Origin of the sequence: Bacillus songklensis, from assembly GCF_042649685.1 — a bacterium.
In the GTDB taxonomy this organism is placed as follows: Bacteria; Bacillota; Bacilli; order Bacillales; family Bacillaceae_H; genus Bacillus_BA; species Bacillus_BA songklensis.
In genome coordinates this window covers 56,422-76,091 of the sequence record NZ_JBHRZT010000052.1, presented here as the reverse complement: position 1 = coordinate 76,091, position 19,670 = coordinate 56,422, and the positions used below count along the sequence as shown (strand labels likewise).

The 19,670-nt window shown below is 41.2% G+C and carries 18 protein-coding genes and 2 riboswitches; of the genes, 14 read left to right on the top strand and 4 right to left on the bottom strand.

Annotated features, from left to right (window positions below; all coding sequences use genetic code 11):
• Positions 1-113 precede the first annotated feature (113 nt).
• Both ACFOU2_RS11630 and ACFOU2_RS11625 read left to right on the top strand, forming a co-directional pair.
• Complete coding sequence (locus tag ACFOU2_RS11630; RefSeq protein ID WP_377915274.1) at positions 114-1,787, top strand: glycoside hydrolase family 13 protein; 1,674 nt, start codon at positions 114-116, stop codon at positions 1,785-1,787.
• 184 nt (positions 1,788-1,971) lie between these two features.
• A complete protein-coding gene (locus ACFOU2_RS11625; RefSeq protein WP_377915272.1) occupies positions 1,972-3,114 on the top strand; it encodes a THUMP domain-containing class I SAM-dependent RNA methyltransferase in 1,143 nt (380 codons plus the stop codon).
• Positions 3,115-3,157: 43 nt separating this feature from the next.
• On the opposite strand, the gene ACFOU2_RS11620 is transcribed toward ACFOU2_RS11625, so the two are convergent.
• Positions 3,158-3,472, bottom strand: a complete 315-nt coding sequence (locus tag ACFOU2_RS11620) for a CBO0543 family protein (RefSeq protein WP_377916370.1) — start codon at positions 3,470-3,472, stop codon at positions 3,158-3,160.
• A gap of 331 nt (positions 3,473-3,803) precedes the next feature.
• Here ACFOU2_RS11620 and ACFOU2_RS11615 point away from each other — a divergent pair, with 331 nt between their 5' ends.
• From ACFOU2_RS11615 to ACFOU2_RS11605, 3 genes are all read left to right on the top strand, one after another.
• Positions 3,804-4,001, top strand: coding sequence for a DUF3921 family protein (locus ACFOU2_RS11615; protein WP_377915270.1), 198 nt, complete (start codon positions 3,804-3,806; stop codon positions 3,999-4,001).
• Between the two features lie 229 nt (positions 4,002-4,230).
• The gene (locus ACFOU2_RS11610) at positions 4,231-6,165 is read left to right on the top strand and encodes an ATP-dependent DNA helicase (RefSeq protein WP_377915268.1); all 1,935 of its coding nucleotides are present in this window, start codon (positions 4,231-4,233) and stop codon (positions 6,163-6,165) included.
• A gap of 113 nt (positions 6,166-6,278) precedes the next feature.
• Positions 6,279-7,781 (top strand): carboxypeptidase M32, encoded by a 1,503-nt coding sequence (locus tag ACFOU2_RS11605; protein ID WP_377916368.1) that lies wholly within the window; start codon positions 6,279-6,281, stop codon positions 7,779-7,781.
• A gap of 65 nt (positions 7,782-7,846) precedes the next feature.
• Here ACFOU2_RS11605 and ACFOU2_RS11600 read toward each other — a convergent pair whose 3' ends face one another.
• On the bottom strand, positions 7,847-9,073 hold the full coding sequence (locus ACFOU2_RS11600; protein ID WP_377915265.1) for an MFS transporter: 1,227 nt from the start codon (positions 9,071-9,073) through the stop codon (positions 7,847-7,849).
• The gene (locus tag ACFOU2_RS11595; RefSeq protein WP_377915263.1) at positions 9,074-9,514 is read right to left on the bottom strand and encodes a MarR family winged helix-turn-helix transcriptional regulator; all 441 of its coding nucleotides are present in this window, start codon (positions 9,512-9,514) and stop codon (positions 9,074-9,076) included.
• 325 nt (positions 9,515-9,839) lie between these two features.
• Positions 9,840-9,941, top strand: a riboswitch (purine riboswitch).
• A 157-nt stretch (positions 9,942-10,098) separates the two neighbouring features.
• Between ACFOU2_RS11595 and ACFOU2_RS11590 the strand changes: the two genes are divergently transcribed.
• From ACFOU2_RS11590 to ACFOU2_RS11555, 8 genes are all read left to right on the top strand, one after another.
• Positions 10,099-10,695 carry a xanthine phosphoribosyltransferase gene (locus ACFOU2_RS11590; RefSeq protein WP_377915261.1) on the top strand — a complete coding sequence of 199 codons (597 nt, stop codon included), beginning with the start codon at positions 10,099-10,101 and terminating at the stop codon, positions 10,693-10,695.
• Between the two features lie 2 nt (positions 10,696-10,697).
• Positions 10,698-12,005, top strand: a complete 1,308-nt coding sequence (locus tag ACFOU2_RS11585) for a nucleobase:cation symporter-2 family protein (RefSeq protein WP_377915258.1) — start codon at positions 10,698-10,700, stop codon at positions 12,003-12,005.
• Positions 12,006-12,305: 300 nt separating this feature from the next.
• Positions 12,306-12,407, top strand: a riboswitch (TPP riboswitch).
• A gap of 104 nt (positions 12,408-12,511) precedes the next feature.
• A complete protein-coding gene (locus ACFOU2_RS11580; protein WP_377915256.1) occupies positions 12,512-13,804 on the top strand; it encodes an acetylornithine deacetylase in 1,293 nt (430 codons plus the stop codon).
• Between the two features lie 4 nt (positions 13,805-13,808).
• Positions 13,809-14,480, top strand: coding sequence for a thiaminase II (gene tenA / locus ACFOU2_RS11575; protein ID WP_377915254.1), 672 nt, complete (start codon positions 13,809-13,811; stop codon positions 14,478-14,480).
• An 82-nt stretch (positions 14,481-14,562) separates the two neighbouring features.
• Positions 14,563-15,240 (top strand): ABC transporter ATP-binding protein, encoded by a 678-nt coding sequence (locus ACFOU2_RS11570; RefSeq protein ID WP_377915249.1) that lies wholly within the window; start codon positions 14,563-14,565, stop codon positions 15,238-15,240.
• The gene (locus tag ACFOU2_RS11565) at positions 15,230-15,997 is read left to right on the top strand and encodes an ABC transporter permease (protein WP_377915247.1); all 768 of its coding nucleotides are present in this window, start codon (positions 15,230-15,232) and stop codon (positions 15,995-15,997) included. Before ACFOU2_RS11570 ends, ACFOU2_RS11565 begins: the two co-directional genes overlap by 11 nt.
• Before the next feature lie 25 nt (positions 15,998-16,022).
• The gene (locus ACFOU2_RS11560; protein WP_377915245.1) at positions 16,023-17,036 is read left to right on the top strand and encodes an ABC transporter substrate-binding protein; all 1,014 of its coding nucleotides are present in this window, start codon (positions 16,023-16,025) and stop codon (positions 17,034-17,036) included.
• Between the two features lie 282 nt (positions 17,037-17,318).
• Complete coding sequence (locus ACFOU2_RS11555) at positions 17,319-17,861, top strand: GNAT family N-acetyltransferase (RefSeq protein ID WP_377915243.1); 543 nt, start codon at positions 17,319-17,321, stop codon at positions 17,859-17,861.
• A gap of 257 nt (positions 17,862-18,118) precedes the next feature.
• Here ACFOU2_RS11555 and ACFOU2_RS11550 read toward each other — a convergent pair whose 3' ends face one another.
• Positions 18,119-18,271 (bottom strand): hypothetical protein, encoded by a 153-nt coding sequence (locus tag ACFOU2_RS11550; protein ID WP_377915241.1) that lies wholly within the window; start codon positions 18,269-18,271, stop codon positions 18,119-18,121.
• 310 nt (positions 18,272-18,581) lie between these two features.
• Here ACFOU2_RS11550 and ACFOU2_RS11545 point away from each other — a divergent pair, with 310 nt between their 5' ends.
• The gene (locus ACFOU2_RS11545; RefSeq protein WP_377915239.1) at positions 18,582-19,670 is read left to right on the top strand and encodes a type III polyketide synthase; all 1,089 of its coding nucleotides are present in this window, start codon (positions 18,582-18,584) and stop codon (positions 19,668-19,670) included.

Below are 19,670 nucleotides of genomic sequence, written 5' to 3'. Positions count from 1 at the left end.
ATGTTCCATTCTTTATGTGGATTCGTATAGCGTTTTCATTTAAAATAGTGAAAGGTGCTCAAACAGGAAAAGAGTAAGCATCAGAGCAGTACGCAGTACGAGGAGTTGGTTTCATGGAGAAAAAATGGTGGAAAGAAGCCGTTGCATATCAAATTTACCCGCGCAGCTTTATGGACTCAAACGGTGACGGAATTGGTGATATTCAAGGTGTCATCTCCAAGCTTGATTATTTAAAAGATTTAGGAATTGATGTTATCTGGATTTGTCCGATTTATCAATCTCCGAACGATGACAACGGTTACGACATTAGCGATTACCAAGACATTATGAGAGATTTTGGAACAATGTCTGACTTTGATCAGCTGTTGGCAGAAGTGCACAAACGCGGGATGAAACTAATTATGGACTTAGTCATCAATCATACATCAGATGAGCATCCGTGGTTTGTTGAGTCTCGCTCGTCCAAGGACAATCCGTATCGTGATTATTACATTTGGCGTGAAGGGAAAGACGGCAAAGAACCGAACAACTGGGAATCTATTTTCGGCGGATCTGCTTGGGAATATGATGAGAAAACGGACGAGTACTACTTACATGTGTTCTCGCGCAAACAACCTGACTTAAACTGGGAAAACCCGAAAGTGCGTGAAGATTTATACGAAATGGTAAATTGGTGGTTAGATAAAGGAATTGATGGCTTCCGTGTAGATGCGATTTCTCACATCAAGAAAGTCCCAGGTTTCCCTGACCTTCCAAATCCAGAAGGGCTGGATTATGTTCCATCTTTTGAAGGTCATATGAACCGTGAGGGCATCCAGGACTTTTTAACAGAACTGAAAGAGCAAACGTTTGCAAAGTACGACATCATGACAGTTGGTGAAGCGAACGGTGTTTCTGCAGAGAATGCCGCTGAATGGGTTGGAGCGGAAAATGGAAAGTTCAATATGATTTTCCAATTCGAGCACATGGGTCTTTGGGATAAAGGTGAGTCCAATCCACTAGATATCAAAAACTTAAAAAGAATTTTAACCGCCTGGCAAAAAGGCTTGGAAGCAAGCGGTGGCTGGAACGCGTTATATTTGGAAAACCATGATCACATCCGTTCGGTCAACAAGTTTGGTGACCCTGAATTCCGTGAAGAAAGCGCCAAATGCTTAGCGGCCCTATACTTCAATATGCAAGGAACGCCATTCATCTACCAAGGTCAAGAAATCGGAATGACAAATGTCAAGTTTGACTCGATTGAGCAGTACAACGATGTTGGCATGGTGAACTATTATCGCATTGAGAGTGAAAAGGGCCGTCCGCATGAAGACATCATGAAGGTTGTGTGGGAACAAGGGCGTGATAATTCGCGTACACCGATGCAATGGAATGGTGAAGCAAACGGTGGCTTTACAACAGGAACACCATGGCTGGGCGTTAACCCAAATTATGTGGATATTAACGTAGAAGCACAGCAAAACGATCCAAATTCTATTCTAAACTTCTATAGGAATCTTGTTCGTCTCCGTAAAGAGCATGAAGTGCTTGTATATGGAACATACGACTTAATCTTGCCGGACCATGACAAAATTTACGCCTATACACGTACATTGGGAAATGATAAAGTGGTTGTCATTTGCAACATGTCCCGTCAAGAAGAAAAATTTGAATTGCCGCAAGACATTACATTTAACCGTCAACAACTATTAGTACACAATTATGATATTGAGAACATTGAGTCTGTTTACTCGTTTACATTAAAACCGTATGAAACACGTGTTTACTTATTATCACATGAGTAATGAGCAATCGTTTGCATTCAACAGGCCGACAGCCCCTTAAGCAGGGACATCGGCCTGTTGGCAGCCTGGGGATATCCTTGGGCTGTTTTTAATATATGGAGCCCCGTCCTGTCATTGCAATGAGGCTCCTAGTATGTTAATTTAACAATTGTTATACATAAACAAATATTAAAGAGGTTGAGCTATGAGTAAATATACATTAATCGCGACCGCTGCGATGGGACTTGAAGCACTCGTTGCGAAGGAAGTACGGGATTTAGGATATGAATGTACAGTAGAGAATGGAAAAGTCACGTTTAAAGGCGATGAATTAGCGATTGCCCGCAGTAACATTTGGCTGCGGACCGCAGATCGCGTCAAAATTAAAGTAGGAGAATTTAGAGCGAAAACATTTGATGAGCTATTTGAAAAAACGAAAGCGTTGAACTGGGGAGATTACTTGCCGGTAGATGCCCATTTCCCTGTAAGCGGAAAATCTGTCAAATCCAAATTGTTCAGTGTTTCTGATTGTCAAAGTATTGTAAAGAAGGCGATCGTTGAAAATTTAAAAAAACATTATAAAAAAACGACCGGTTGGCTGGAAGAGACAGGTCCCGAGTTTAAAATCGAAGTGTCTTTATTAAAGGATGTCGCCACGTTAACCATCGATACGAGTGGAGCAGGCCTTCATAAGCGCGGGTATCGTACAGGGCAAGGGGAAGCGCCGATAAAAGAAACGTTGGCAGCTGCGCTTGTCCTATTGACAACCTGGCACCCGGATCGCCCGTTTGTCGATCCATTTTGCGGATCAGGGACCATCCCAATTGAAGCCGCTTTAATCGGACAAAACATTGCTCCTGGTTTTAACCGTGATTTTATTTCTGAAACATGGCCCTGGCTTTCAAGGGAAATTTGGGATAAAGCCCGTGATGAAGCGGAAAATTTAGCGAACTATGATCAGGAATTGGATATTTCCGGTCATGACATTGATCACCGCATGGTCAAAATCGCACAGGAAAACGCTTTTGAAGCGGGGTTAGGGGATCTTATTACGTTTAAGCAAATGCAAGTAAAGGATTTTACAACCGATAAACAATACGGTGTCATCGTCGGGAACCCGCCGTACGGAGAACGTTTAAGCGACCGTCCATCGGTAGAGAAAATGTATCAGGAAATGGGCCGGGCCTTTGCCGATCTTGAGACGTGGTCCATTTACATGTTGACTTCTCACAAAGGTTTCGAGCAATTTTATGGGAAGCAGGCAACGAAAAAACGAAAATTATTTAACGGATTTATTGAAACGGATTACTATCAATATTGGGGAAAACGTCCGCCGAGAAAAGACTGATGTGGTGCGGGTTTGGAGGCTGTTAAATATAGTGGCCGGAAGTTCACTGGATTATTTTTCGTTTGACCAGATTGCTTTTCCAATGAAAAATCATTGGGAGGAAGATGGACATATTAATGAACATGAAAATCCAGACTGCAATTGACCACCCCAAATTCCAACCATGATGGTAGGAGATTAACTTCCCGAACTTGAATACACCTTCTATTATGGTGGAAAAAACAACACAGAGGGTTATATAGGCCATTTGCCAATACGTTGATAACTTGTAAGGATATTTTGAAAGATAAAGAAAGACTATTGAAGAAAAGGCTGTAAACGTAATGAAAAAATTGGCTGTTATATGGTTGGGAGTCAGATTACCGAATAATGGATATTTTTTTAAGTATTATTTGGTGTCCCACTGAAATTAATGTATTGTTATTACACCATATTGCCCCTTTTGTTAAAGAACCTTTCTGATAGACAATCTACAATTAATTTCAATCATATTTTCGTGAACGGTAAATCCCAATACCATATCATCGTCCCAATCAAGCAATACATAGTCATTACCGTTGGAGTACGATTTACAATCTTTGTGTGAATATAAAACCATCCGTTCATCTAAAATATGTGAATAAAGAAATCCAAACAAGTATATATTGATAATATTTAATAAAGTTAGGATGGCAAAGGAGGATGGATTGATGACGAAAGGACAAGTGGATTTTTCGATGATTCATCATGCATTGCAGCAGAGCTATCAACATCTTTTAATGTCAGCAGATGAAGTTTCCGCTGCTACTTTACACGAGCTTGAGCAAGCGCGAGAAGATTTGCAGTCGGCCCTGTCATGTGCAACAAATATTGATAAAAAATATTTAACCTATACAAGAACCACTTAAGAGGAGGGTGTCCCAACTTTTGGGACACCCTCCTGCGATGAACCGTCATCAAAAATCCAAGAAAATCATGGATTTCGGTGATGGTTCACCGGAGAAAAATAGATCATGGTCATCCTTTGAAGACTTTTGAGTCAGCTCCTTCTTTCTTTTGAAAAATATTGACAATTAAAGCAGAAAGCGCGATAATTATATTTTGTTTAATTCGAATTTATTGAAGGAGTATCGGTGAATGATTAGAGAACGGTTGCCTTTTGCCCTTGAACCAAAAGAAAACTTTTTTGATAAATTAAATGAATGGATTGGCGATGTGTTTTATGACCTTCTTCCGGAAGCAGGTCTGGAGCTTCGAGATGAACAAATTTTTATGGCGTTTCAGGTGGAACGTGCATTTAAAGAAAAAAAAGTGATGTTTGCAGAGGCAGGGGTTGGAACGGGAAAAACGATTGTATACTTGCTTTATGCACTGTGCTATGCACGCTATACAGGAAAGCCGGCCATTATTGCTTGTGCGGATGAAACATTAATCGAACAGCTCGTCAAAAAAGAAGGTGACATTGTAAAGCTTTCTAATATTTTAGGGCTGAACATGGATGTTCGTCTGGCAAAATCTCAAGATCAATATCTTTGTTTAAAAAAGTTGGATGAAGCATCAATGCGCCTGGATCATGAAGGAATCGAAGAAATTTACGACTCGCTGCCGCCGTTTGTACATGAACATGGTGCGATGCAGTCCTTTCATCATTACGGTGACCGTAAAGAATATCCTCATTTAGCGGACGAAGAATGGAAGCTTGTAAGCTGGGATTCTTTCCAGGACTGCTCTTCCTGCGATCAGCGCCATCGCTGCGGTTTAACTTTATCGCGCGAGCATTATCGTAAGTCGGTTGATTTAATCATCTGTTCACATGATTTCTATATGGAACATGTATGGACATATGAAGCCCGTAAGCGTGAAGGGCAGCTGCCGCTTCTTCCGGAAAGCTGTGCCGTTGTATTTGACGAAGGACATTTATTAGAATTTGCTGCTCAAAAAGCATTAACATACCGCGTGCAGGAAAATACTTTAGAAAACTTGCTGACCCGTTTGCTTGAAAACGATGTAAGGGAAGAGTTTGCTCTAAAGGTGGAACGTGCCATTGAAGTATATGGTGAGTTTTTTAACGTGTTGAGTTCTTCTACGAAAAACATCGAGGGATCGAACCGCAAGGAAATCAACTTAAATCAAGAGCTTTCTCAAGCTGCAAGCCGCTTGCTTGGAATATTAGAGCAAATCGGAAATGAAATGGTATTTGAAAGTGAAACGTATACAATTGAAGAATATGCGTTGAAAATTGTGGATGAATATTTGGATCAAATCGATTATTCCATTCACCTGTTTTTAGAAAATGAAAATGCCATCTATTGGGCGGAAGAACATGAAGGGGAATTAACGCTTGTTGTCATGCCGCAGGCGGTCAAAGATATTTTAAAGGAAAAAGTTTTTTCTAAAAAGATTCCTTATTTATTCACCTCTGCTACGTTATCAGACAACCAATCATTTGACTATTTGGCATACAGCTTAGGAATCTCAGACTATTTATCGTTCTCTGTCGAGTCTCCGTTTGAATACGAAGAACAAATGACTCTAACCATCAAGCAAGTTCCGAATGCTGAAATGTCATTTGTGGACAAGTTTGACTATAGTATGAAGATGATTGAAAAAACGAATGGGCGAGCATTGTTCTTATTTAATAGCAGAGAAGAATTGATGCAATTTAAGAACGCAGTCGTTTATGAGGACCGTTACACCTTCTTGTTTGAAGGAGACCAGGAAATCAGTAAGCTTGTATCGCGCTTCCAACAGGAAGAGGAAACGATTCTTTGTGCCGTTCATTTATGGGAAGGTCTGGATATCCCGGGTCCATCGCTTTCAAATGTTATCATTTGGTCGCTTCCATATCCACCGAACGATCCGGTGTTTCAGGCGAAACGGAATCAAGTGGCTGATCCGTTTTGGGATGCAGAGATGCCGTATATGCTGCTGCGCTTAAAACAGGGAGTCGGCCGTTTAGTACGTTCCCACGATGATAAAGGATACGTCACGATTTTTGTGCCGGAAAACACGGATCAGGAAGTACTGGATATTATCACTTCCAACTTACCGACTACACCGGAAATCGCATAAGAAGGAACCGCTGCTTTGGCAGCGGTTTTCTTTTTTATGGAAGAGAAATGTGTTAAAATTGTTCAGAAAGTTTTTTGACGGGGGGAATCGATGTGAACAAAGAGAGTATTCTCATGTTGGAGGAGCAATTTTTAGAATATGTGAAAAAAATGACGGCTTACAATGAAGCGATTGGGGTAATGTTTTGGGATTTGCGAACAGGAGCTCCGAAAAAAGGGGTCGAACAGCGCTCTGAAGTGATCGGAATGCTGTCATCTGAAGCATTTCAAATGTCTACATCAGAAGAAATGGCTGCTTTTCTTGCCCAATTAAACACGGGAGAAGCCGGGCAACATATATCGGACATCACAAAGAAAATGCTGTCTGAATGCCAAAAGGAATATGATCGCAATAAAAAAATCCCCGCAGATGAGTACAAAGAATACATAATATTAGCATCAAAATCAGAATCAGCCTGGGAGGAGGCAAAGGCAAAATCCGACTTTGCTTTGTTCCAGCCATATTTAGAAAAGATTGTGGAATACAAAAAACGTTTCGTGGAGTACTGGGGATATAAAGGAAATAAGTACAACACGCTTCTTGATATGTACGAGCCGGGGGTAACCGTTGAAGTGATTGACCGTGTATTCGGCCAGCTTCGCGATCGCATTGTACCGCTTGTTCAACAAATCGCCGCTTCAACCAATAAACCGGCCACGTCTTTTTTATACCGTCATTTCCCGAAAGAGCAGCAACGCAAATTTAGCCTGGCCATCTTGAAGGAGCTTGGCTATGACTTTGAAGCGGGCCGTTTAGATGAAACGGTCCATCCATTTGCAACAGGATTAAACCCGGGGGACGTAAGGATTACGACAAGATATGATGAGAATGATTTCCGGACGGCCATTTTCGGAACGATTCATGAATGCGGCCATGCACTGTATGAGCAAAACATTTCCAAAGAGTTGATTGGAACGAATTTATGTGATGGGACGTCAATGGGCATCCATGAATCACAATCACTGTTTTTTGAAAAGTTTATCGGAAAGAACTATTCGTTCTGGAAGCGCAACTACGGTATATTGAAACAATACACACCGGGACAATTTGACGATGTTGCTTTAGATGATTTTTACCGTGCAGTCAATGAATCAAAGCCGTCCCTCATTCGCATTGAAGCAGATGAACTGACGTATCCGCTTCATATCATGGTTCGTTATGAGATTGAAAAAGGATTGATTAATGGAGAAATCGAAGTAAAAGATTTGCCTCAAATCTGGAACGATAAATACGAAGAATATTTAGGCATCCGCCCTGAAAATGATGCGAAAGGTGTGCTTCAGGACGTCCATTGGTCAGGGGGGGATTTCGGTTATTTTCCTTCTTATGCCCTTGGATACATGTATGCCGCACAATTTAAGCATGCGATCTTAAAAGATTTACCAGACTTCGACCAATTAATCGAAGATGGAAAAGTAGATGAAATTCGCCAGTGGCTGACATATCATATCCATCAGTACGGTAAAACGAAGCAGCCGCTCGAGATTCTTCAAGATGTGACCGGTGAAGGGCTCAATGCGGGGTATTTGATTGATTATCTGGAAGAGAAGTATAGACGTATCTATCAATTAGTTTAAAAACAAAGAGGTTAACCAGTGTTTTGGTTAACCTCTTTGTTTTTAAATGAAGAGAAGGTAATTCATCATGCTTGGGAAGACATGTTGTGACCATGATTTTGCTTTTTATTCATAGAGGGGAGAGATATTCGTCCGTGAAGCAGATAGTAAACACCGATTCCGATTAAAACAAGGAATGAACTGTAAAAATATAAAGAGCTAAATCCTACTTTGGTTCCGGCGAGTCCTACGATAAATGATCCAATTCCAATCCCTAAGTCAAAGATGGAAAGGAAGGTAGCAGTCGCCAACCCTCTTCGTGCGGGAGGTGCCTCCTGGATGGCAATCGTTTGAAAGATAGGAAACAGCGTTCCCCAGCCAAGACCAATAAGAGAGGCGGATAAAAGAAAGACAAGAGCCGTTTCGGCCGTGCCTAAGAGAACCATACCAACGGCAAAACAGAAAATAGCAGGATAAACAATAGCGTTTGCTCCATACAGATCAAACCATTTTCCCGTAAAAGGCCTGGAAAGGACCAAGACAAGGGCATAGACGACAAAGAAATAGCTGGCTGCTTCCGCCAAGCCAAGCTCTTTGGCATATACGGATACGAAAGAAAGAATAGAGGAGTAAACTAAAGCGAATAATGCTCCCACCATGGATATACGAATAGCAGAAACTTCGAATAAGCCTTTAAAGCCAATTCCTGTTTTACGTGCAGGCGTAACCGGGATTTCTGTCTGTTCTTTCTTCAATAATTTAATGGATAACCCTGCGATGAATGCACAAAGAGCACAAATGGCACTGATGGTGAACAGCACATTCATCCCCCATTGCTGCATTGCCGTCAATCCTAAAAAAGGACCAATGACCATTGCAAGATTCATGGACAGAGCATAATAGCCCATTCCTTCTCCTCTACGGGCATCCGGAATAATATCAGCCACAATTGCCCCGGTAGCTGTTGTAGCCATTCCGAATCCGATTCCATGAAAAAAGCGAAGAATCAATAAGCTAATCATAGAATGAGATGTAAAATAGAAGGTGGATGCTGCAAAAAAAATAAGAAGTGAGCTTATTAAAATAAAGCGCATTCCTACTGACTCCATCCATTTGCCTGCTAAAGGCCGGATGATAATCGCTGCAATTATGAAAACCGTCACAATTAGTCCAGCGTTTGATTCATCACCATGTAAGTCTTGTAAGGCATAAATAGGTAATGTTACTAACAAGTCATAAAAAGTTAGAAAAAGAAAAAAGCTGCTTAAAGAAACACTAATAAAATTTTTTGTCCATAATTTTGGTTTATTCATTTATTTATCTCCCCCTGTTGTGGATGACTGAAGTTGATGGAGCCACGTGGAAACGAGTATGTAAAGCTCCTCCTGTGAAGACTTCGAGAATTGTTTAATTAAAGAATCATTCATTTGTAAGATGGCTTCTTCCCACTTTGGAAATTCTATCAGTGCCTTCTCTGTTAATTGAATGTGTTTCGTTCGTTTATCTTCTCCCGGGACTTGTTTGACATATCCTTGTTTTATGAGCCTTTGAATGGTTCGCGTCATAGGTGGGGCTTCAACAGATAAATACTCACAAAGACCTGTTTGCGTTAAAGTTCCTTTTTTCTTTAGCACATATAAAACTGACCACTGTGCACTATACAATCCAAATGGCTGCAATACTTCATTTACATGTTTTGTCAATTGACGGGATAGCTGATGGATAGAGTGGAATAAATTATGATTATCCAACATTTGAATCACTCCTAAAAATCATTACCTAGGTAACTGAAAAACAAAAAAACAACCACTTGATCAAAAAGTGATTTTATTTACCTGGGTAACTATATCATGAATAAAAAAGAGGGGTCAAGGGGTCTGCTCAGAAGTTTTCCCGGCATCTTACAAAAGTCTTTTCATTAAATGAATCTGGTAAAGAAGCCACTCAAGGGCATGGAGTGCGTTAGTCGTCTTATAGATTGGAATGTAAAAATCGAATGTTTAGAATGTTTTTGTTGTGAAATGTTCGTATAATCTCTAGATATTCTCTTTTCATTCTTTCATTTTCTTGTTATAATTCAAGTAACTTAATAACAGCACTCATATAATTGCGGGGATATGGCCCGAAAGTTTCTACCGAACCACCGTAAATGGTTTGACTATGAGTGGGCGGTGAAGAATCGTAAAGGCTGTTCCTGTCTTTTCATTCTTTTCTTTGCGTTTATCTATTAAGCTCAAAGACATTGCTCTACTCATATCGAGTGCAGCAATGTCTTTGGGCTTTTTGTTTTTGGGCAAAAAGGCTTAACCCGAGAATGAAAGATGTGGGGGAATTCAAAATGAAACAACTAGAGGAAAAGATTTTAGCAGAAGGAATCGTTTTATCGAACACCGTCTTGAAAGTTGATTCATTTATCAATCATCAAATGGATCCTGTTTTAATGAAAGAGATGGGAAAAGAGTTTGCTAGACGCTTTCAACATAAAAAAATTACAAAAGTGTTAACGATTGAGTCTTCAGGGATTGCCCCGGCCATTATGACTGCTTTAGAATTGGAAGTTCCGATGATTTTCGCTCGTAAACGTAAGTCATTAACTTTAAGAGAAGGATTGATTACGGCAAAAGTATATTCGTTTACGAAAAAAGAGGAAAATGAAATTACTGTCGCAGAAAAATTCGTTTCTCCAAATGACCAGATCTTAATCATCGATGATTTCCTTGCAAACGGCCAGGCCGCTTTAGGATTAATGGAAATTGTCAAGCAGGTTGGTGCAAAAGTAGCGGGAATTGGAATCGTCATTGAAAAATCGTTCCAGGATGGACGTCAGAGATTAAACGATGCAGGCATTCAAGTCGAGTCGCTTGCACGCATTGCTTCCTTGGAAAACGGAAAAGTGGAATTTGTAAAAGAAGAAGCGTTAGCAGGAGGAATGTAAATATGAACAAGGGAAAAGTTCTTTCATTAGGGTTCCAGCATGTGTTAGCGATGTACGGCGGTGCCATTATCGTGCCATTAATTGTTGGAGGAGCGTTAGGGTTAACGCAAGAACAGCTCACATATTTAGTCGCGATTGATTTATTAATGTGTGGAATTGCCACTTTATTACAAGTTTCAAAAAATCGTTTCTTTGGAATCGGATTACCGGTTGTATTAGGCTGTACGTTTACAGCTGTAGGCCCAATCATTGCCATTGGCAGTTCGTACGGTGTATCGTCGGTTTATGGCGCGATTATCACATCAGGCATTATGGTTGTATTAACGGCAAAGTATTTCGGAAAGCTCGTGAAATTTTTTCCGCCTGTTGTAACGGGTTCAGTGGTAACCGTGATTGGGATTACCCTTATTCCAGTAGCAATGAAAAACATGGCCGGCGGTGAAGGCAGCAAGGATTTCGGTGATATCAGCAATATTGCGCTGGCGTTTGGCGTGTTGGCGTTCATCATTTTGTTATACCGCTTTTTTGATGGTTTTATTCGTTCTGTTGCCATTTTATTAGGTTTATTGGTCGGTACGATTGTAGCCGGTTTTATGGGCAAAGTAGACCTATCCGCTGTTGGTGAAGCATCGTGGTTCCATATGCCGGAAATGTTTTACTTTGGAATGCCGACATTTAACGTAACAGCCATTTTAACCATGTTGCTTGTTGCCATTGTAAGTTTGGTGGAATCAACTGGTGTTTATTTTGCACTAAGTGATATTTGTGAACGCAAATTAACGGAAAAAGATTTAGAAAATGGGTATCGTGCAGAGGGATTGGCTATTATCCTAGGAGGATTGTTTAATGCATTTCCGTACACGACATATTCCCAAAACGTCGGTCTTGTTCAATTATCGGGTGTCAAAGCACGAAATGTCATTGTTGCAGCAGGAAGCTTATTAGTGCTGCTTGGGTTCGTTCCGAAAATTGCTGCCATTACGACCATTATTCCGAATCCGGTACTTGGCGGTGCCATGGTCGCGATGTTTGGAATGGTCGTAGCATACGGAATTAAAATGTTAAGTACAGTGAACTTCGCTTCTCAAGAAAATTTATTGATCATCGCTTGTTCCGTCGGAATGGGATTGGGCGTAACGGTCGTTCCCGATTTGTTTGCCAAATTCCCCCCAAGCCTCCAAATCCTGACGGCGAACGGAATCGTAGCGGGCAGTATTACGGCGATTGTATTAAATATTGTGTTTAACATTTTAAAGAAAAAAGAAAAAGTAACGAATGTAACAAACATGGTAGATCAAAAGGTTTCCTAAAGCGTAACCTTTCCTTAGTATTTATCCAACATATTCACGTATAAAATACGTTAAAACGTCGTCTGCATTTTCTTCCTTTTTGGTGAGAATTTGGAGGTGGCGTTTTTTTTATCAATTGATTAAGTGAATCTCATTGTGAAATAAAAAAGTGAATGAGGATCCAAAAATTTGCAGATACCTTCACCGGATAACCTTTTTGCCCTCATATTGAATTGGGCACCACTTAGAGAAAATGTATTACTTTACAAATATTTATTCTGTGCTATAGTTTTAAATATATTTTGAATTTAATATATGATCGAATCACACTAGGGGGGCCTATGGCTGAGATGGAACTTTTGTTCTAGACCCTTTGAACCTGATCTGGATTATGCCAGCGGAGGGAAGTGGGACGAGCTATTTATGTCAGCCTCATTTTTGGGCATGAATAATTCAACCCATCCATTTCTCCGGAAGTGAGTGGGTTTTTATTTTGTAAAAAATGCGTTTTTAAAGGGGTAAGAAAAATGAGAGCAGTATCTGGGGATTTATTTGAACGGATTTCATATGAAGTGGATGCAAGAAAAGAAGAATTAATCGAACTACTGACCAAACTAATCGCGTTTCCAACGGTAAGTCCACCTGCTCGAAATACAAACGATGTGCAGGAATTCATCAAAGGCTATCTGGAGGAATTGGGATTTAAGACGGATAAATGGGATGTTTATCCAGGGGATCCGAATGTTGTAGGGATTTTGCCGGGGGAAGCTTCCGGGCAATATAATAGCCTGATTGTAAACGGGCATGTGGATGTTGCGGAAGTTGGCGATGATAAAGAATGGGACTCCTCTCCTTTTGCTGCACATATCAAAGATTCCTATATTTATGGTCGTGGTGTTGCCGATATGAAGGGTGGAATCGCGGCATCGCTACTCGCTATTAAACTTTTAAAAGAATTAGGTATTACCATAAAAGGGGATCTTCAATTTCAATCGGTTATCGGTGAAGAAGTGGGCGAGGCTGGAACGCTGGCTTGTACAGAGAGGGGCTATACGGCAGACTATGCTGTCATCGTCGATACCAGCGATTTACATATTCAGGGACAGGGCGGCGTCATTACCGGTTGGATAACGATTCAAAGCAAAGAAACCTATCATGATGGCCTGCGGAGGAAGATGATTCATGCGGGTGGCGGCGTAAAAGGGGCTAGTGCGATTGAGAAAATGATGAAAATTATATCCGGCCTTCAGGAACTGGAACGCCACTGGGCTGTTACAAAAAGCTATGAAGGCTTCGCACCTGGCAGCAATACCATCAACCCTGCCGTCATTGAAGGAGGCAGACATGCGGCGTTTGTGGCCGATCGTTGCGCACTGTGGGTTACGGTTCATTTTTACCCAAATGAAGATTACGAAGAGATTATCAATGAAATTGAACAGCATATCAATGCTGTGGCGGAAGCCGATCCGTGGTTGAGAGAGAATCCGCCGCAATTCACATGGGGAGGAAAATCGATGATTGTTGATCGGGGTGAGATTTTTCCTTCCTTGGAGATTGATCCTGAGCATCCGGGAATTCGCCTTTTAGCCCATTCGTATGAAAAACTATTAGGTCAAAAACCGACAGTTGGAATGTCCCCTACTGTTACCGATGCAGGATGGCTGGGCCGAGCCGGTATTCCGACGGTCATTTTTGGGCCGGGAAAATTAGAGGATGCCCATGCAGTAAATGAGAAGGTTGAAATTCGTCAATTATTAGATTTTACTAAAGTTTTAGCTGCATTTATCGCTACCTGGTGTAACACCAGAAAGGAGGAGTAAAGAGTTGAAGATTACGGAAGTTCTTTTTGAAAAAGTAAAGGAAATCTGGGACAAAACCCATCAGCATCCTTTTGTCGTGGGGATGGGGAAGGGGGATTTACCTGTCGAATCCTTTATCCGTTACATGAAACAGGATTACGTGTTCTTAATCGATTATTCCAAGCTTTTTGCTTTAGGTGCCGTGAAGGCAAAAGATATCGAGACGATGGCTGCTTTTGCCAAGCTCCTGGATGAGACCTTGCATGGGGAAATGGATTTGCACCGCCAATACGCAGAAAGGTTTGGAATTACCAATCAACAGCTTGAGGAAACGAAGCCAACTCCAATCAACTTAGCCTATACACGGTACATGCTGAATGTGGCTCAAAATGGTTCACTCGAAGAATTAATTTCTGCGCTGCTGCCTTGTATGTGGAGTTACTGGGAGATTGGCAAAATGTTAGCAGAAAAATATCCAGGCTCAACCGACCATCCTTTATACGGTGAATGGATCAAAATGTACTCTTCCAGTGAATTCGGTTCATTAGCTACCTGGCTTATTGATTTATTGGACCAATTGGTCGACGGGAAACCAGAAAGGGAGTTGCAAGTCATCGAAGAACATTTTCTAACGACATCTCGGTTTGAATATCTGTTCTGGGATATGGTCTACCAAGGGGGCGAGTGGCCTGTCTAGTTCGCCATTATTATCAATAAAAGAACTATCGTATTCTTTTCCAGGCGAGGAGAACTCCAAGTCCATTTTTCAAAGCATCTCAATGGATGTGGAGCCAGGGGAGTTTGTCTCCGTAATCGGGGCGAGTGGTTCAGGTAAGAGCACGCTTTTTAAACTAATTACCGGACTACTGGAGCCTGACCAAGGACAAATTTGGATCGAGGGGCAACAGTCTGGAAACAGATTAGGGAAAGTCGGCTATATGCCGCAAAAGGATCTGCTTTTACCATGGAGGACCGTAATAGACAATGTTTTGCTTCCACTTGAGCTTACGAAGAATAAAAAACAAGAAAAGATTGAGGAAATCAGAAAATGGTTGTCCCGGTTTGGTTTAGCCGATTATGAAAAAGCTTATCCGCATGAACTATCCGGAGGAATGAAGCAGCGCGTTGCTTTTTTAAGAACGATTATGACGGGCAGAGACCTTTTATTATTAGATGAGCCGTTTGGCGCCCTCGATTCCCTAACAAAACACAATATGCACAGTTGGTTGTTGGAATTATGGGGAGATTTACAAAAGACGGTACTTTTTATTACCCATGACCTAGAGGAAGCGATTCTACTAAGTGATCGGATTTATCTACTGCCTGGCGAAGGCAAACGAAGGGTTAAAGAAATGAAGGTCAAACTGCCAAGGCCAAGACGTTCGGATCTAATTTATCAATCAGAGTTCATTGCTATGAGAAAAGAATTGGAGTTGCTGATTCACAATGAAAAGTAGATTGAAAAAATGGACAGGAGATTACGGCCTGTTTATATTGGTCGTATTTCTTCTTGTAAGCATCTGGGAATGGATTGTACGACATGGGATGATCCCAACCTTTATATTGCCTTCTCCATCATCCATCTGGAAATCATTAATGGAAAACCGGCAACTTTTGTTGGCGGAGCATTTACCCGCTACCCTTAAAGAGGTGTTGATTGGTTTTGCCCTGTCCCTTATTGGTGGAGTGGTACTAGGAGTGGGCATGCACTTTTCCCGGGCATTGGAGAAGGTACTTTATCCATTTCTTGTCATTTCACAAACAGTACCGCTTATTGCGATTTCTCCGATTTTTATCATGTGGTTCGGCTATTCGATATGGAGTAAAATTGCCGTCACCATTTTAACGGCATTCTTTCCGATCGTCGTTAGTATTTATGATGGGCTTAAAAACGGGGGAGAGGAATACCGTGAATTGTTGTTGACGATGGGGGCGAATCGTTGGCATATTTTTAAGAAGGTCCAGGTACCGCTCGCATTGCCGGTCTTTATGTCAGGATTGAAAATGTCTATCGTTTATTGTGTCGTTGGAGCGACAATTGGAGAATGGCTGGGTGCCAGTGAAGGTTTGGGGTACTTCAGCCGGCGAATGTCAGGGAATTTACAGGCGGATGCCGTATTTGCCTCCATATTTTTGCTTTCATTACTCGGTATCGTGCTCTTTTTATTAATAGGCTTAATAGAAAAGCAATTATTGAAAAATAAAATTCGCTAAAAAGAAAAAAGGGAGTAAAAAGGGAATGAAAAAAAGTTTTTTGGTCATGATTAGTTTATTTTTACTGTTATTAAGTGCTTGTAGTGCAGGAAATAAGGATAACCAAGCCAGCACTAAGGAGAATTCCGCCGCTAACGAGAAAGCCCAGAAAGTTACTTTAATGTTAGACTGGTATCCAAATGCTGTGCACTCCTTACTTTATGTAGCACAGGAAAAGGGATATTTTAAAGAACAGGGCTTAGATGTCGATATTAAGATGCCTGCTGATACAAACGACCCGTTAAAACTAGTTGCGGCGAACCAAGTTGACATGGCGGTTAGCTATCAACCACAGGTAATTGTGGCACGTGGAGAAAATATTCCTGTTCAATCGTTTGCGGCTCTTGTTCGCCACCCGCTCAATCAATTAATGGTCCCTGCTGATGGTCCCGTTAAATCGCCAAAGGATTTAGCAGGAAAAACAATCGGATATCCTTCCATTCCACTGGATGAAGCAATTGTCCAAACGATGGTGAAATCCGATGGCGGCGATCCGCAAAAGATTAAAATGGTCGATGTTGGCTGGGATTTGATTCCTGCAATGGCAACGAAAAAAACAGATGCTCTTATCGGTGGTTATATCAATCATGAGAAATTGTTGCTTGAAAAAGAGGGTCACCCAATGCTTGCTTTAAATCCAACAGAATTTGGCGTTCCTGATTATTATGAATTGGTATTGGTTTCCAGTGAAAAACAACTGAAAGAGAAACCGGAAGTGTTTAAGAAATTTATGGCAGCCATTACGAAGGGACAAAAATATGTTCAGGATCATCCGGAAGATGGTTTGGCTATTTTATTGGAGCATGAAGACAAATCATCTCCACTAGATAAGGATGTGGAAACAAAGAGCTTACAAATCCTTCTCCCACTTATGGATGCAAAGGATAAAACATTCGGCTATCAGGATTCACAAACATGGGAGAATGTTGCTAAGTGGTTACATGATAATAAAGTGGTAAAAACCGAAATAAATGCTAAGGATGCATTTGTGAATTTTTAAGTCTATAGAGCGGCAGGGATCATCCAATATTTGGATGATCCCTGCCGCTTTTTTACTGCTTGAAATAACATTTTTCCATGCGTATCATTCGCGGATTTAGCCTTTGATCGTTCATCATTTTGGGGTGTTAGTTGAACAAATCGGGCCTCTTATGAGCAGTGTGTTCCTTCACTTAACGCAGCTTGAAGCGGGGGGCACTGCCCGTTAGAGCGGATAAATTTTTAAAGAACGCTAACACTAACAATACAGAATGGACGAAGTTGAAATGGAGTGGAACGAAACATGACAACTGCGATGATGCAAACTGTGATATTCGAAGCGAAAAACGGGAAGATGGTGACGATCCGACCGGCTCAAGAGCGTGATGCAGAACAAATTACAACCGCCGTTCAGGAGATTATTGAAGCCGGCCAATATATTCAAAAAGAAGAGCCAGGAACAATAGAAGAAGAAAAAAGGTTCATTCGCTCTGTTGAGAAGAAAGAGAACATGTACGTTGTAGCAGAAGTCGACGGAGAAGTAGTCGGAATCGCCCGTGTATTGCGCGGAGATTTACAAATGAAGCATCATACGGGAATGTTCCGTACATGGCTGATTTCAAAAGCGCAAGGAATGGGGATCGGGAAGCGGTTCATGGATTATACACTCAACTGGTGCCGTGAACAAAAGCTTCATAAACTTTGCTTAACGGTTTTTGCTTCCAACCCTATCGCATATGAGCTCTACAAAAAAGCTGGCTTCCATGAAGAAGGTGTCATGAAGGAGCAGGCAAATTTAAATGGCGAGTATGTTGATGAAATCTTTATGGCAATCTTCTTTGATTAATGAACAAGACAGTTAAGCATTTCTTATTGAAAGGACCCGGTCATGCCCAGTCCCCGATTTGTTCAATCTGCCGTGCGGGTTCATGACAGGAGGGGGGGGCTGACCCATAAGTTCAAAAAAAGATCGGTTTTATGTTTTATGCAAAATGGACCGTCAATCAAAATCCTTGGTATTACTGGATTTATATAACGGTCCATTTTGCATGGAGTGACTCAAAAGGGGTGATTTTCCCCTTTTGAGTCACTCCCCTCTTTATTTTACTTGTTCTCATCAATCATGACGGGCAGCTCCGTCTCACCGCGGGTATTGTCTTTAAAATGAACAGGTTCTTGACCGGGCTTTTTCCCCAGATACGGTGATTTATGCTCTTCAGAAAGTTTTGCCACTTTTGCGTGATTTTCATTTACCATTACAATCTCCTCCTTATTTAGGCTTAATATGTTCGAAAGGAAGAAAATCATACAAAAGGGACGGGATAAAGATTTTATTAAGTTCTCAAATTTATGGTTAACCGTTCATCTTTGAATAAGAGACCTCGATATTATTTGGAAGATATTGTTTATGGAACGAGTAGTGATTTGCGTTATAATAAAAGTGCACAACAAATCACTCCTTCAAAACGGAGGCTTTCCCGACTTTTTGGGAAAGCTTTTTTTGTTTCGTATAAATTTTCCGATCCTCACAAAAATTATAATGAATGTTGAAGTCGAGGTGAAGATAGTGCCTAAAATCGTATCGATTGGAATGGGGGTTCCTCTTTTTGAACTAAAGCAAGAAGAAACGGTAAAATTTGCCCGCCGGCTGTTTTCTCAGTCTTTTAAAGACATTGAACGTTTATTAACGGTGTTTGTAAATGGAGAAATCGAAAAGCGGCATTTTGTTAAAGATTTAGACTGGTTTTGTGAACAACATTCATTTGAAGAAAAAAATAATGCCTTTATTGAAGCAGCCATAGAGCTCGGTACAAAAGCAATCAATCAATGTTTACGTCATGAGGCCTATCTTAAACAGCCCATTCCTTACGAGGAAATCGATGCGATTTTTTACATTTCCACTACCGGCCTTTCCACACCAAGTATTGATGCAAGAATCATGAATCGATTACCTTTCTCGCCGAATACAAAACGAATTCCGATTTGGGGATTAGGCTGTGCCGGCGGAGCATCCGGATTGGCCCGTGCCCATGAATATTGCCTTGCTTTTCCTGATGCGAAAGTTCTCGTCCTATCCATTGAGCTTTGCAGCCTGACCTTTCAGCATAATGATCGTTCTAAAAGCAATTTGATCGGAACCTCTTTATTTGCAGATGGGGTTGCATGTGCGCTTATCGCGGGAAATCAAGTGGAGGTCCAGAGTTTTTCAACTCTATCCCTTCACCCCGTTATTCTCGATACCCAATCAACCCTTATGCCCCATTCAGAGGATGTGATGGGGTGGGACATTAAAAATGAAGGCCTTTTTGTCATTTTTTCGAGGGATATTCCGTCCATCGTTCAAAAATGGTACGGGGGTCAAGTGACCCCGTTTTTAGAGAAACATCAGCTTACCACAATGGACATCCGCCACTTTATTGCTCATCCTGGAGGCAAAAAAGTGCTTGAAGCGTATGTCAAAGCGTTGCAGCTTGAACCCTCAATGATGGAACACTCTTTTCATATTTTAAGACAATATGGAAATATGTCATCTGCCACCGTGTTGTATGTGTTAAACGAATTCTTGAGAAACGGGGCTGCTGAAGGGGAACACGGGCTCATTACGGCACTTGGGCCTGGATTCAGTTCTGAGCTGCTTTTAGTGAAGTGGGGGTAG